We start from the raw sequence: 15,499 nt of genomic DNA on the forward strand, positions 1-15,499 counted from the left end.
ACGAGAGGTCGACTTGCATACCCCCTTAAATTAACTCCTGATTTTTGGTTCCTGATTATTAGTACCTGTTTTGCGCCTGTGTTCATCTCCAGGCGCTTTTTTTTAAGTACGAAGATTGGCCTAGTGTGAATTGCCCGCTTCAGGATATCGTCGCTGTATGGCCGGACGGCTTATCCACCGCGTTTTGCCTCCCTCCCCCTTTCCCATCGTCAGATTGCGCGATACAGGCGACCAGCCTTATCCCACTTTGCCACATTCTCATCCTTCTACGGAGTTGCTGCACTTGGAAACGTCGCCGATGTATCTTCTATTCGCCGCCGCTCCAGTGTGTTTTCGGTAGCCGGTGGCGTTCTTCTTCAATAAACGCCCTACGTCGAAAACAATCAACACCACTCTCTGCCTTATTCTCAGCGCTGTGGTTATCACACTTTTCAGGTGAGGTATTCACGAAAGTACTCACCGACAGTGAGGTATCACAATGGAGTAAAAAGCACTAATGAACACTGCTTTTTTATTGGAGTATGAATATTTCTCATGTTCAATATGAAGTAAAACCATTTTTATAAATTTAACCATCCAAGTATAAAAAACACATCGCTCATAACTCTAGATAATATTGACGTTAAATATCAAATCAGTCTTTTGAATCAAATTCTAAAAGACCAAAAACGTCGAAAAACTGAAAAAGTACAGAGAGAGCAAGAAAGTAACTCAGGTTTAAGCTCAGCCATTGGATGGATGATTACGATGAATAAAGACTTTACATTTACAATTAATAGTGTTGTTTTCGATGAGAATTATCATCCTTCAGATAGCACGCGTATCACCACCAATTTTGCGAACTTGGCGAGAGGTGAAAGTCGCCAATCAAATTTGCGTAACGCTTTAAAGATGATTGATAATCGCTTTAATGCTTTGGCGAACTGGGATAATGCCAGCGGCGATCGTTATTCCGTTGAACTTGAAATTATTTCAGTTGATTTGGATATTGAAGGCAGTGGTCAAACTTTTCCATCGATTGAAATATTGAAGACAAATATTTTTGATCGAAAAACTAACGAACGCATTGAAGGCATCGTAGGCAATAACTTTTCTTCTTACGTGCGAGACTACGACTTCAGCGTTTTGCTGCTAGAGCATAATAAAAACCAACCTAAATTCAGCATTCCAGCAGGCTTTGGCGAACTTCATGGCAAATTATTTAAATGCTTCGTTGATTCAGACACTTATAAAGAGGCGTTTAGTAAGCCACCGGTTATCTGTCTGAGTGTGTCGGATAGTAAGATCTATCATCGCACTGAAAATCATCATCCTATTTTGGGTTTTGAGTACCAGCCTAATGAGTCGTCGTTGACTGAACAATATTTCAAAAAGATGGGCTTACAAGTTCGCTATTTTATGCCAGAAAACAGTGCCGCTCCTTTTGCCTTTTTCTTCTTTGGTGACTTATTGAATGATTACACCAATCTGGAGCTGATTAGCACGATCAGTACGATGGAGACATTCCAAAAAATTTACCGACCTGAGATTTACAATGCCAATTCTTCGGCTGGGAAATGCTACCAACCGAATTTAAAGAACCTTGACCATTCAATTACTCAAATTGTTTATGATCGCGCAGAGCGTAGCCAGTTAGCGGTTGAGCAAGGGAAATTTGCTGAGCAGCACTTTATCAAACCATACCAAACGATTCTTGAGCAGTGGTCTGCCAACTACCCTTTGTAATTAACTCAAATAGACAAAAGAATTTATTATGAAAAAACTATTACCGACTTCAACCTCTGGCAGCTTACCTAAACCGACTTGGCTTGCTCAACCAGAAACACTTTGGTCACCTTGGAAATTACAAGGTCAAGAATTAATTGACGGCAAACATGATGCGTTGCGCGTGTCATTACAAGAACAGCAACTGGCTGATATTGATATCGTGAGCGATGGCGAACAAACACGCCAACACTTTGTGACAACGTTTATTGAACACCTTAGCGGCGTTGATTTTGAAAATCGTAAGACGGTGACAATTCGTAATCGCTACGAAGCGAGTGTCCCGACGGTGGTTGGCCCAGTTTCGCGTCAAAAATCAGTATTTGTGGAAGATGCCAAGTTCTTGCGCCAGCAAACCGATAAACCGATTAAATGGGCCTTACCTGGGCCTATGACCATGATCGACACCTTGTACGATGATCACTACAAGAGCCGTGAAAAACTCGCTTGGGAATTTGCCAAAATTCTTAATGAAGAAGCGAAAGAGCTAGAAGCGGCGGGTGTGGATATCATCCAGTTCGACGAGCCAGCCTTTAACGTGTTTTTTGATGAGGTCAACGAGTGGGGTATCGCGGCGCTGGAACGCGCGATTGAAGGCCTGAAGTGTGAAACGGCTGTCCATATTTGTTACGGCTATGGCATCAAAGCCAATACCGATTGGAAAAAGACGTTAGGCTCTGAGTGGCGTCAATACGAAGAAGTGTTCCCTAAACTGCAAAAATCGAACATCGACATCATTTCACTGGAGTGCCACAACTCTCGCGTGCCAATCGAACTGCTTGAACTGGTTCGCGGCAAAAAAGTGATGGTCGGGGCGATTGATGTGGCAACAAACACCATCGAAACCCCGGAAGAAGTCGCCGACACGCTGCGCAAAGCCCTGCAATTTGTCGATGCTGATAAGCTTTACCCTTGCACCAACTGCGGTATGGCACCTTTGTCTCGCGAAGTCGCAAGAGGTAAGCTCAATGCGTTAAGTGCAGGAGCAGACATTATCCGCAAGGAACTCTCGGCGAAGTACTAACTCATATATTGAAATGTGGCTGGGTTACTATTTTGATTTGATTGGAATCGATTCCTACGGTCAAATCAGTAACCCATCTATTGATGACAATTGTTCATACTGTTTGTTGATAGAACGTCTACTCAATGACAGCATCACAGTACTTACGCGTTTTGCTGTAAATATGAATGACAACGCCCCCTATGATGCCAAAGCATTTTACCCGACATGCTCAACGATCAATTGCGCCACCTCATTTTCCGATAAGTCGGTATTATCGATAGACAGCGTATTTTTATGCTCAATCCCCTTGAACGCCATTTTGGTAAGCACTTTTTCGAGTGAATGCTGACAAGACAATTTATGTGAATCCGCTCTTTCTTCCGACATTACACGCTTGTATAAAGCCTTGTGAACAGGATTTAAGTGAATCGGATAAACGTCAATCCCCTGCTTGATGAAAAAGGCCAGGTACTTTTGTATTTCTTGTGCATCACTTTCTGAACATGTCATCGACGTCATTACCAAATGCGTGACGCCCAACGCTTGCGCTTTTGCCAGAACAATTCTTCTTATCTGATTTGTAAACTCACAAAAATCCTTTTCGCCAAATGCATCGTAAATGGAAAGGCTCAGATCAACCGTTAAATGATTGTGGAAGAGTTTATAACCAAAATCCTCACTGAGTTTTTTCGCGACCGTTAACTTCCCTGCTGCGGGAGGACCATGTAACCACACCACTTTCATACTGCTATCCTTTGCTTTGCTTTGCTTTGCTTTGCTTTGCTTTGCTTTGCTTTGCTTTGCTTTGCTTTGCTTTGCTTTGCTTTGCTTTGCTTTGCTTTGCTTTGCTTAACAGAACTGTAAAATCACACAGCCATAAACGCAGACCAGCCAACGATAAAAGGCGCCAATGACTAAGTCTGTTGCGACCTGACGATGGTACCTAAGAAACTACTGGTAGGAACCCCTTCGTTAAGAGGAGTATCCATGATTACCCATGGTGTGAAAAAGCTTATTAACCGCTTCTGTTTTAACATCGTTTACGAGAGCACCGCAAAAAGTAACTGGCAAACGGTTTGGTAACGTTGGGGTAAATCTCGGTTACGTTTTTGCACAAGATATAGCGTTTCTTTCACTGTTTCAGCGGGTGTGGCAATATGCAGATGTGCTTTACCGGAGAAATTTTCCACCGCGGTTTCCGGCAATACCGTAAAACCCAGCCCTTTAGCGACGGGGAGCAATATCTGGCTGAGTTGATTAACGTAGCCAGCCTTGGGTAACTCATCCACATTGATTTTTCCAAGCTCTTTATCTCCGCATAAATCAAAGTACAGGGATAAATAATGTTTGGCGTCCGGATGACCGATTAACCCGCAATTAAACAGTAAATCAGGAGTGATATCTTCACCTTGATAGTGTTCCGGCAGTACCAGACAGAGGGCTTCATGACCAATAACCTGACTATGGTACAGATCATGATTTGGTATGTGAGTCACAATGCCTAAATCGATAACGCCGGACTGCACATCGTTCAATATTTTATGGTTGGGTGCCACTTCAAGATAAATACTTAATTCGGGATGCTGTTGCTGCAACGACAACAGCTGCGGATACAGCATTAGCGCTAACGCTCCCGAGCATGACAGCTTACATTGGCCCGAGTAAGGATTATCAAAGCTCAGGTTTTCCATCAGGTTTGCTTCTTCCTTGGCCACTTTCAGCGCGTACTCATAAACCAGCCTTCCCTGCTCAGTCAGCTCAAAGCTTTTATTTTCCCTTTTGATCAGTGAATGGCCACAGGCGGCTTCGAGTTTCTTGATCTGCTGACTGACCCCAGGCTGTGTCATGTGCAGCTTTTCCGCCGTTTGGGTGAAGTGGCCGACATCAATCAAGGTTTTGAATGTGTGTAACCAGAGTGGATTGAGCATGGCATACACTCACTTTGATAACAAAAAATTATTATAATTAGAATTAATGATAATTTCTAATTCTAGGTTACCGAGCATATATTTACCCCATCGAAAAGAGTGTCTTTTCTTAAACAGATTCTAATGAGGTGTTTATGTCTGCTCCAGCTGCTATGCCATACCCAAGAACCTTCTCTCATATTGGTATCTCTGTCCCGGATCTTGAGGCGGCAGTTAAATTTTATACGGAAGTGCTGGGTTGGTACTTGATCATGGAACCAACTGAAATTGTTGAAGATGATTCCGCCATTGGTGAAATGTGTACCGATGTTTTTGGTGCCGGATGGGAAAAATTCCGCATTGCGCATTTATCGACGGGTGACCGTATTGGGGTTGAACTGTTTGAGTTCAAAAACCAGGAGAACCCGGAAGATAACTTCGAGTACTGGAAAACCGGTATCTTCCATTTCTGTGTGCAGGATCCGAACGTAGAGGAATTAGCGGAAAAAATCGTCGCGGCAGGTGGCAAGAAACGCATGAAAGCCCCACGTTACTACTACCCGGGCGAAAAGCCATATCGCATGATCTATATGGAAGACCCGTTTGGTAACATCCTTGAGATCTATAGCCACAGCTATGAACTGCATTACGCGAGCGGTGCGTATAGCGGCTAAGAAACCGCAAAAACGGTTCTGACAGTCACGGAAGTGTTTGCCCCTGAATTCGTTCTCCCAACTTAGAAGGCGAACACTTCCGCTGCTGCTACTTGCTCGTTTGGCTCAGTGCAAAACGGCCTTAGGGCGATTTTTCGCACTTAGCCCCCAGCCACACAACATAATCAGTCCCCCTATCCCCAGATAGATCAATCTCGCAGATACGACAGGCTGAATGAATGCGACACCCGCCACTATGACGCCAAGCGACAGTCCTATCCGACCAAGGTATTGCCCTTGCCGATGATCAACCATCGCCTGCTCAGACTTCGTCATAGGTCGGTTAAGGCGTGCCATTAGCGTGTCTGGCAATACAGATGCCTCAGCATGGTCTGGCTCACGGTAAAACAGCCGGGTACTGATAAAGAAGCCGCCGGTAATCAGCAGGTGAACCAATAATGTGCTGACAATCGTCAGATCTTTTTGCTCACGTACCGTAAACGGTGTGTCGCCAAATAAAGGCTGTAAGTGGTTCACATCAAATACCAGCATCATAAAGGCCGAAACCAGCATACCAACCAGAATGGTTGCCCAACCTGACCAGCCAGGTGTTCTGAGGCAGACAAGGGCCAACAGCGAAGGAATCGACAACGGCATCTGCACAAATGCACTGAACATCATCATGATGTCAAACAGGCTGTAGGCTTTGACATTGGCCAGCAACATCGCGGTTGCACAGGCAACCACCCCGCTCATCAGGGTCGACCATTTCCCGACGGCCAATTGCTGGGCATCTTGCGCCCCCGGACGTATCACAGATAGGTAAACGTTTTTAACGATAATACCGGCATTGCGGTTTAAGGCCGCTGTCATTGGAGCAATGGTTGCAGCAATCATGGCTACCAGCACCATACCCAGCAGCCCCTGCGGCATGTATTTATCGATATAATACAGGTACGCGGCATTGTTAGCCTGCGCCCCCAGACTCGGGTAATTAGCCTGCAAATCCACCGCCTGCGCCGACACAAACCACGCCGGAGCAAACCACAGCAGAGGCGCGATCAGAAATAGCATGCCCGCCAAACGGGCAGCTTTTTCTGCTTCCCGCTCATTGACGGTCACCAGAAAGCGATAGCTGCTCAAGGCATTATTGGTGCTCATGGTTTGTTGAACTAACATGGCGCAAGCCCAGAAGGCGAACACCTGCCAGTACGTTATCCCCTCTCCCATCACAGCATTTCGGGTCATATGCTCACCCAGCGCTGCAAAGCCACCGTGGGCATCGATCAATTTGTCCGTCGCGGTCATCCCGACTACAACGGTAATCGCCACCAACAGGATCAGTTGGACGACATTGGTGGCTGACACAGTCCATGCGCCGCCACTGAGGGCTATCACCGTGACCACAGTACTAATACCGATAATGGTGACAGACAAGTCGAACTGAAAAGTGGCAGATACAAATGCACCCAGCCCGTTCAGCCAGATGGCACAGGCAATCAGGGTGATCGGAAAGCTCAGCCAGGTATAAACCTGCTCTGATACTTTGCCGAACCGCAGCTTGATCACCTCCATCGCAGTCTCGACCCGCAAACGGCGATAGCGACCGGCAAAAAATGCCGCCGAAACAAAAAAACCCAGAGCATTTCCCCAGAAAACAAACATGACACTCAGGCCGTCTTCGTAGGCTTTTGCGGCAGCTCCGGTAAACGTCCAGGCCGAGAACTGAGTCATGAAAGCGGTTGCACCTGCCATCCACCACACCATGCTTCCCCCGCCCTGAATGAAGCTACTGCTACTGGTTGCAAACTTTTTAAAGGCCATCGCGGCGATCAGAATGAATACGAAATAGCCAAACACGACACCCCAGTCTAACTGCGTCACACTCTTCTCCTAAAAAAATTAAAACACCATTTCAATGATCACATTTCCACGAAGTGACCCTTTTCCTCGGCGTCGCTTTCATTAAATTAAAACACCATTAACCACAAAACAAAATGGTGTTTTAAAAATGAAGTTCAGAATCATTCCTCTTGCTGTCCTTTTTGCCCTGGGTACATCTTCTGCGTTTGCCGCCCAACTGAATTTGCGCCATGAATACGCACCGGATCGCGATGGTGACGAGCACCGCGATCGTATTGCGATTTCCCATCGGTTCGAAAACCAGATCGGTTTCAGCGTTGAAGCCAAGTGGGGCTCCAAGGAAGGGGGATCATTTCTGGAAAACGATGATGTCGTTTCCAAAGGGCACGAAGTGGGTGTGAGTTACAACTACAAAGTGAACGACAAGTTCAGCCTTCAGCCAGCGTTTCAGATTGATTCCAACTCATCGTCTTCCACTTATAAATTCAATCTGCGCGGCGGCTATCAGGTAACCAAAGAGTGGGATGTCGCAGCGCGTTACCGTTACGGTTACAAAAATACCGACAACTCCCACTACAACCAGGTAAACCTTTACACCAACTACAAATTCGACTGGGGTAAGTTAGGGGTAGATCTTGAATACAAAGACCTGCAAGGCGATACCGGCGGATGGAAAGACAAAGGCACCGATCACCTGTTCAGCTTCGTGGGTGAATACACCAAGCTGCAAAGCGGCTGGGTCCCTTTTGGTGAGATAGCCTTCATTACTTACGACAAAGACAAAGACGGCTATAAGGATGATTACATTCCTCGTTACCGTGTCGGCCTGAAATACAATTTCTAAGCAGGGGAAACTTATGAAACCATCAACTTTAGCCCTGTGTCTGGCGGCCGCCTTATCTTCTCAGGCTTACGCACAGGTTCCAGACGCAAGCCAGCTGGTGTGGAAAGCCACCACATTTGGCCAGTCGACGGATCTGAACTTCGGTTCGACAATTCTGCCGGATAAAGTCGGCGTCAATCAGGTCACGATCAACGGACAGGCCGTACAGCCTGGTCCGGTTGCAGACAGTGTGACCATTGAAAGCCGGGGCGGTAAACTGGCGAACTCCCATGAAGGACTGACGTTCTATTACACGGAACTGCCGACCGACGTGAACTTTACGTTGTCTGCCGATATTACTCTCGAGCAGCTTGGCCCGGAAACCGGCGCGACACCCAATCGCCAGGAAGGTGCCGGCATTATGGTTCGCGACATTCTCGGGGCTGAACGTCAGGTTCCACAACCGGAAGGCCATGAGGAATTCCCGTCAGCATCCAATATGGTCATGAACCTGCTGCGTTCCCATACCCGTGATAATGATGGCATGGTAAACATCAATGGATCATACCGGGAAGGCGTCTATCAGCCGTGGGGCACTGCCGGTAATCGCCTCAGCCGGGTGGACTATCTGGAAGGAGTGCCGTACGGGGCAGAACACACTTACCGAATGAGCCTGACACGCACCGACAATGGGTTTACCGTCAGCTATGGCCAAGGCGAGGAGGCACAGTCCTATGAAGTCAAAGGGGCCAACGCCAATATTGTTGAGATGCAAAACCCGGACAGCCAGTTCATCGGCTTCTTTGCCTCCCGCAACGCTAAAGTCACGGTGAGCAATGTTGATCTGGCGCTATCACCAGCCAACACCATTGATGCGCCAAAGTTTGCGGCCAAAGCCACACCACTGGTTTTTGAACTTGCCTCTTCCGCGCAGTCAGCCACCAGCTTGTACCCGGTGCAGGCGCGAGCCAATTACACCGGGGTTTTCACAGTCCAACACAACGGCAAAACCGTTGCCGAACAGCAGGTCGCAGCGGGTGAACTATTCAGCCAGCCAGTGACTCTTGCTGATGGCGATAATACGTTTGCCGTTCAGTTTACTGCGCTGGAAGGGCCAAACCGCACGCCTAAAACAGAGCGTTTCAGCGTTACTCACGTTGCACTGGACAATCCGATGACGCTCTATGTCAGTCCGAAAGGTCAGCCGACCGGAAATGGCTCGGAATCGCAGCCGCTGGATTTAGCCACCGCGATCACGGTACTTCCGGCAGGCGGCACTATTGTACTGGCCGATGGCGATTACCCGGCCATTACCCTGCCGCTATCAGCCAGTGGCACGGCAGAGCAGCCAAAACATCTGGTTGCAGGTGGCGATAATGCCCGCTTCACAGGAGAAGTGCTGCACCAGGCCCACTACTGGCAGTTGAAAGGGATAGAAGTTGCCGGAGCCAGCCTGATTGTACACGGCAGCCATAACCGCTTTGATCATATCGTCACGCACAGTGCACCGGACACTGGTTTCCAGATCACCTCACCGGAGAATATCGGCCGCGCGCTCTGGGCCAGCTATAACACAGTGACTGACAGCGAAAGCTATAACAACATGGATGCCTCACAGATCAACGCCGACGGCTTTGCCGCAAAAATGCGAATCGGTGATGGCAACACCTTTGTAAGATGTCTGTCGCATCACAACGTGGATGATGGCTGGGATCTGTTTAATAAGGTCGAAGACGGCCCGAACGGCGTAGTCACGATTCTGGATTCCATTGCCTTTAACAACGGACAAACGCTGAGCGTGAAAGCCAAAGGCGGCACCCGGGGGAACGGCTTTAAGCTCGGGGGCGAAGGAATGCCTGTTGCGCATGTCATTCGTAACAGCCTGGCCTTCAACAACAGTATGGATGGCTTTACCGATAACTTTAACCCCGGCTCGCTTGAGGTCAGCAACAATACCGCCATTGATAATAAGCGGTTTAATTACCTGTTCCGCAAGAGTCCCTATGCCAGTGACATCCCGCAGGGGACATTTACTGAAAACAGCTCTTACCGCTTCCATGTGCCCAGCCAATATGATGATGTCATTCACAGCTACCTGGCAAAAGACAACGTCTTCATTGTTGACGGCCACTCCGCATCCGAAGAGCACTCATTACCGGCAGCACGGCTGAAAGCCCTGAAGCAGGCGTCGGCTGTTGATGATGGTTCAGCGATATCGGGTAAAAAAGAAGCACTGGCCCTTAAAGCCCTGCTGCAATAACTAACCGGTTCTGCAAACCATTAATGATCTCTGCCTGTCTTACGGCGCCATCGTAAGGCAGGCATTTTTCTATCGCAGGCTTTGCCTTACGGCAGTTTGCTGATACGACTTTCGTTTTGATGAGGAGTTGTTGCTTTTGCTTTTGCTTTTGCTTTTGCTTTTGCTTTTGCTTTTGCTTTTGCTTTTGCTTTTGCTTTTGCTTTTGCTTTTGCTTTAACAGGCTTCCTAGCATCACCGCCTTGATCGCAGCTTTTCTGTGGTTTCTTAACTCTGCCTCATCTTTTCTGCTGTCTCAGATTCTCGGTCTTACACTTTGCTTTTATATGCGAATCTTTCCCAGCCTCGCTTTTAGGCGTCATCCCTCCCCCATCTGATCTCATCCTGCGAACTCATCTTACAGGTTCATTCTGCTCATCTTGCTACCGATATAGGTATGCATGAACATGCACTTAACCCCTAACCTATGCAAAAACATCCACCTCCTGTTTGTTTAACAAATTGGCCACTTCATGCCAATAACTCAGGTTATTGTTCAAAACAACGATACTGATCAATATTTATAGTGCAAAAAGTAGCCAGAATTGAGTTTTCTCTTAATGAAGCAGGCAAGCGAGCCGGATATGACGATGAATAAAATCATCAAGTGATAACGATCACACTATTACACCAAAAAGACAAAATGAACCGTTGTTTCGATTTTTATCACAGAACAGCGGAGTTTTTGAACCTATACTGCACGTAAATTAAAACGGCGTTTCGAGGTTCTAAGATGCAATATGATTATCTAGTCATAGCCGGCTATTTTGCCCTGATGGTGGCGATTAGTTTGCTATTCAAAAAGATGGCCAGTAACAGTACCAGTGATTACTTCCGGGGCGGAGGCAAGATGCTGTGGTGGATGGTAGGCGCAACCGCTTTCATGACCCAGTTTTCAGCCTGGACCTTCACCGGTGCGGCCGGTAAAGCCTTTAATGATGGCTTTGCTGTCCTGGCGGTATTTATCGGCAACATGGTGGCGTATGCGTTAGCTTACTTCTACTTTGCGCGTCGCTTCCGTCAAATGCGAGTAGATACCCCAACCGAAGGCGTCAAACGTCGTTTTGGTGGCGTAAACGAACAGTTCTTCACTTGGGTGATCATTCCTCTGAGCGTGATCAATGCCGGTGTGTGGCTGAACGGTCTGGGTGTATTTGCCTCTGCGGTATTTGATGCCGACATCGTAACGACCATTTGGATCACGGGTCTGGCTGTACTGGCTATCTCTCTGCTGAGTGGGGCATGGGGCGTGGTTGCTTCTGACTTCATCCAGACTCTGGTGGTCGCGGTTATTTCTGTCGCCTGTGCCGCCGTAGCTCTGTACTTTGTGGGTGGCCCGAGCGAAATCATCGAGAACTTCCCTGGCGGCTTCATCATGGGTCCGGATATGAACTATCCGCTGCTGCTGGTTTGTACCTTTATCTTCTTTGTAGTGAAACAGCTGCAAAGTATCAACAACATGCAGGAATCTTACCGCTTCCTGAATGCAAAAGATTCGAAGAACGCAAGCAAGGCCGCGTTGCTGGCGCTGGGTATGATGATTGTTGGTGCCGTGATTTGGTTCATTCCACCTTGGGCTTCCGCCATTCTTTACCCTGATGCAGCAACGCAGTATTCAGCACTGGGTGCGAAAGCGGGTGATGCGGTTTACCTGGTGTTCGCTCGCGAAACCATGCCTCTGGGGACTGTGGGTCTGCTGATGGCCGGTCTGTTCGCCGCTACCATGTCTTCAATGGACTCTGCGCTGAACCGTAACTCAGGCATCTTTGTTCGCAGCTTCTACGCACCAATTATGCGCAAAGGCCAAGCAACCGATAAAGAGCAGCTACGTGTGGGCCAGATCGCGTGTCTGGTTAACGGTCTGCTGGTTATCTTCATGGCACAGTTCTTCAACTCACTGAAACACCTGAGCCTGTTTGACCTGATGATGCAAGTAGCCACTCTGCTGCAGTCACCGATTCTGGTACCACTATTCTTGGGTGTATTGATTCGCAAAACACCAAAATGGGCACCATGGGCAACGGTTGTCTTCGGTATGCTGGTCTCTTGGTCTGTGGTTGAATTCTTCACCCCAGCGAACGTGGCAAGCTGGTTTGGTATCGATGAACTGACTCGTCGTGAAGCGGGTGAATTACGCACTATCATTACGATTGCTGCGCACCTGTTCCTGACAGCGGGTTTCTTCTGTCTGACCACACTGTTCTATAAAGAAGAGAAAGACACCAACAAAGCTCAAGCAGATGAATTCTTCAAAGATCTAGACACTGAATGTGTTGCAGAAGAAGGCCAGGACATCGTTGACCGTATGCAGCGCAACAAGCTGGGCGTGCTAGTGATGTATATGGCGGCTGGTTTGTCTCTGATGGTGCTGATTCCTAACCCACTGTGGGGTCGCCTGCTCTTCCTGGCCTGTGCTGCGGTTATCTTCGGTGTCGGTTACGCCCTGAAGAAAAGTGCCCGGCTAAACGAAGACGCTACTTCACCGGCAACCATCACCACAACCGTTCAATAATTCAGACATACGCAACATCAGGCTGCTGACTTCCGTCAGCAGCCGTTCACAGGAGATTTTACTATGGCCAAAGGTGACATCATTTCACTGGCGTTCGAATCATTCATTGACGACGACACTCAAGTGAAGGTAACCCGCCTGACCCCTACCGACATCACTTGCCACCGCAATTACTTCTACCAGAAGTGCTTCACCAAGGACGGTAAAAAGCTCTTGTTTGCCGGCGATTTTGACGGCAACCGCAACTACTACCTGCTGGACTTAGAGACCCAACAAGCGACTCAGCTGACCGAAGGGAAAGGCGACAACACATTCGGCGGCTTTATTTCGGATGATGACCAAACGTTCTTCTACGTCAAAAATGAGCTGAACCTGATGAAGGTCGACCTGACGACGCTGGAAGAAACCATTATTTACACCGTGGATGATGAGTGGAAAGGCTACGGCACCTGGGTAGCTAATTCAGAGTGTACTAAGCTGGTCGGGATCGAAATCCTGAAAAGCTGCTGGAAACCACTGACCGATTGGCAGAAATTTCACGATTTCTACCACACCAATCCAACCTGCCGTCTGATCAAGGTCGACATTGAAACCGGCGAGCTGGAGGTAGTACACCAGGATGATGCCTGGCTGGGTCACCCTATCTACCGCCCGTTTGATGATTCCACAGTTGGTTTCTGCCACGAAGGGCCGCACGATCTGGTGGATGCACGGATGTGGCTGGTCAACGAAGACGGCAGTAACGTACGCAAAATCAAAGAGCACGAAGAGGGCGAATCATGCACGCATGAGTTCTGGATTCCGGACGGCAGCGCCATGGCCTACGTATCTTATTTCAAAGGCCAGACCGAACGTGTGATTTACAAGGCCAACCCGGATACGCTGGAAAACGAAGAAGTGATGGTGATGCCACCTTGTTCTCACCTGATGAGCAACTTTGACGGCTCACTGATGGTCGGTGACGGCTGCGATGCGCCGGTTGATGTGGCCGACGGTGACAGTTACGACATCGAAAATGATCCGTTCCTGTACATCCTGAACACCAAGAAAAAGACCTTTGCTAAACTGGCAAAACATAACTCTTCCTGGGAAGTACTGGATGGCGACCGTCAAATCACGCATCCACACCCATCATTTACCCCGGATGACAACGGCGTACTGTTCACCAGTGATTTTGAAGGTGTCCCGGCGGTGTATATTGCCGAGGTTCCTGAGGAGTTTAAACACTAAGACCGCACTTCCCCCTTTACGCCTCTCCCTCTGGAGGCGTGGCGGTCAGCCTGTTTTCTGTTCCCGAAAAACAAAGCCTTTGCACTGCAAAGGCTTTTTTCATTTTCAGTGCCGCCACCTTGGCTCGCGCCGAATCAGGCCCAATCGCGATGAAAAGTCATCAACCGAGCTTCAGCGACCTCAGCCCCTGAATGCAGGCAGCCATCCGAACATCGACAGGAAATGGAACAGTGCAGTGATAATGCCAAAGCCCATCACCAGAGCAATCATACCCTGTCCACCCGGCGCCCGGAATCCCGATGGCACGGCAACGCCAGTGACAGGCATTTCCCCCACGGCCACCCCGCAAGCCTCCGCTTCACGGCATTTTTTCACCAGTAAAGCCGGAACAATGCAGGTCCAGACCGTTGCCGCCGCCCCGGCATACCCTATCGCAACGACAAAACCGAACGGAAACAACAGAGACATCACCAGCGGTGGCAGAAAGGTCACGCCCCAGGTTTTTACGCGACCCATTCGGGTGTCTTCAAAATTGAAAAAGTCGGCCAGAAAATCAAAGACCCCCAACCCGACGCCAATAAACGAAGACAGAATTGCAGCCATAGAGAAGGTATTTATGGCACGGGAAACATTGTCCGATTCAATCACAGATCCCAACGCCGACAGCAGTACATCTACGTTGCCTCCCTGCTCGATCACCGGACCAAATTCACTGCGTGGCAAGTTGCCAAAAATGCTGAACAACCAAAGGAAATACAAGCCAAGCGCAATCAGAGTGCCACCCAGAATGGCATTTTTCGCTTTACGTTCATCACCGTAATAGGCACGCATGGAAGAGACTGAATGATGGTAGCCAAATGAGGTAAGTGCCACCGGTAACATGGCCATGGCATACGGGGCGTACTGGGTTTCCGCACCAACGGAATCAAACAGCACAGTCAGATCAACCTTCAGGGCCAGACCTGACACGCCAAACACAAAACTCAGTACCATAAACATAATCAACAGCACAGAAATTCGGTCAACGGCCCGGGTCGAGTGCCAAACGAAAGCGGAAAACACCAGCACAAACAAGATTGAGGCCAGTTGGCTGCTGATCCCAAGCATGTCTTTGAGAATCAGGCCCGATGACGTAATGTAGGCATACAATAAAATCCCGCCGACAAAATACACCATCAGGTTATTAAACAGATTAACTCTGTCTCCCAAAATATCTTTCGTTACCGTATTAAATGATACTTTCAGATCATAGCGTTGAAATGCTTCCAGCAGCATCCAGCCAGAAATGGTCATGACCAACATGGTGAGGGTAATCGCGAACACGGACCACAAGGTCCAGGCACCGGCGCCAGCACTTGGCAGCCCCAGCATACCTGCGCCGACACAAACACTGGCGATAATGCAGGATCCCCCCAGTATAGACGGACTCTTATTCATCTTATTGT

The 15,499-nt window shown here is 48.4% G+C and carries 12 protein-coding genes; 7 read left to right on the forward strand and 5 right to left on the reverse strand.

Going from position 1 to position 15,499, the window contains the following annotated elements; translation table 11 throughout:
- Positions 1 to 747: 747 nt before the first annotated feature.
- Both PGW97_RS22725 and PGW97_RS22730 read left to right on the forward strand, forming a co-directional pair.
- A complete protein-coding gene (locus PGW97_RS22725; protein ID WP_217393327.1) occupies positions 748 to 1,725 on the forward strand; it encodes a DUF1852 domain-containing protein in 978 nt (325 codons plus the stop codon).
- Positions 1,726 to 1,753: 28 nt separating this feature from the next.
- Positions 1,754 to 2,788 (forward strand): methionine synthase, encoded by a 1,035-nt coding sequence (locus PGW97_RS22730; RefSeq protein WP_047886200.1) that lies wholly within the window; start codon positions 1,754 to 1,756, stop codon positions 2,786 to 2,788.
- Positions 2,789 to 2,986: 198 nt separating this feature from the next.
- Here PGW97_RS22730 and PGW97_RS22735 read toward each other — a convergent pair whose 3' ends face one another.
- Positions 2,987 to 3,514 carry a hypothetical protein gene (locus PGW97_RS22735; protein WP_047886201.1) on the reverse strand — a complete coding sequence of 176 codons (528 nt, stop codon included), beginning with the start codon at positions 3,512 to 3,514 and terminating at the stop codon, positions 2,987 to 2,989.
- A 296-nt stretch (positions 3,515 to 3,810) separates the two neighbouring features.
- A complete protein-coding gene (locus PGW97_RS22740) occupies positions 3,811 to 4,698 on the reverse strand; it encodes a LysR family transcriptional regulator (protein ID WP_273859922.1) in 888 nt (295 codons plus the stop codon).
- Positions 4,699 to 4,832: 134 nt separating this feature from the next.
- On the opposite strand from PGW97_RS22740, the gene PGW97_RS22745 reads away from it, so the two are divergent.
- A complete protein-coding gene (locus tag PGW97_RS22745) occupies positions 4,833 to 5,351 on the forward strand; it encodes a lactoylglutathione lyase family protein (RefSeq protein ID WP_217393324.1) in 519 nt (172 codons plus the stop codon).
- Between the two features lie 105 nt (positions 5,352 to 5,456).
- On the opposite strand, the gene PGW97_RS22750 is transcribed toward PGW97_RS22745, so the two are convergent.
- Entirely contained in the window at positions 5,457 to 7,214 is a 1,758-nt protein-coding gene (locus PGW97_RS22750) for a sodium:solute symporter family transporter (RefSeq protein ID WP_273859923.1), read from the reverse strand.
- A 127-nt stretch (positions 7,215 to 7,341) separates the two neighbouring features.
- Here PGW97_RS22750 and PGW97_RS22755 point away from each other — a divergent pair, with 127 nt between their 5' ends.
- Positions 7,342 to 8,037, forward strand: coding sequence for an oligogalacturonate-specific porin KdgM family protein (locus PGW97_RS22755; protein WP_047886204.1), 696 nt, complete (start codon positions 7,342 to 7,344; stop codon positions 8,035 to 8,037).
- Between the two features lie 13 nt (positions 8,038 to 8,050).
- Complete coding sequence (locus tag PGW97_RS22760) at positions 8,051 to 10,276, forward strand: right-handed parallel beta-helix repeat-containing protein (protein WP_273859924.1); 2,226 nt, start codon at positions 8,051 to 8,053, stop codon at positions 10,274 to 10,276.
- Here PGW97_RS22760 and PGW97_RS22765 read toward each other — a convergent pair.
- A complete protein-coding gene (locus tag PGW97_RS22765) occupies positions 10,257 to 10,508 on the reverse strand; it encodes a hypothetical protein (RefSeq protein WP_273859925.1) in 252 nt (83 codons plus the stop codon). The genes PGW97_RS22760 and PGW97_RS22765 overlap by 20 nt on opposite strands.
- Before the next feature lie 537 nt (positions 10,509 to 11,045).
- On the opposite strand from PGW97_RS22765, the gene PGW97_RS22770 reads away from it, so the two are divergent.
- Together PGW97_RS22770 and PGW97_RS22775 are read left to right on the forward strand one after the other, a co-directional pair.
- A complete protein-coding gene (locus PGW97_RS22770) occupies positions 11,046 to 12,824 on the forward strand; it encodes a sodium:solute symporter family protein (protein ID WP_047886206.1) in 1,779 nt (592 codons plus the stop codon).
- A gap of 63 nt (positions 12,825 to 12,887) precedes the next feature.
- Entirely contained in the window at positions 12,888 to 14,054 is a 1,167-nt protein-coding gene (locus tag PGW97_RS22775) for an oligogalacturonate lyase family protein (protein WP_207103822.1), read from the forward strand.
- A 180-nt stretch (positions 14,055 to 14,234) separates the two neighbouring features.
- Here PGW97_RS22775 and PGW97_RS22780 read toward each other — a convergent pair whose 3' ends face one another.
- On the reverse strand, positions 14,235 to 15,491 hold the full coding sequence (locus PGW97_RS22780) for an aromatic amino acid transporter (protein WP_047886208.1): 1,257 nt from the start codon (positions 15,489 to 15,491) through the stop codon (positions 14,235 to 14,237).
- Positions 15,492 to 15,499 lie beyond the last annotated feature (8 nt).

The organism is Photobacterium sp. GSS17 (assembly GCF_028621875.1).
GTDB lineage: Bacteria > Pseudomonadota > Gammaproteobacteria > Enterobacterales > Vibrionaceae > Photobacterium > Photobacterium ganghwense.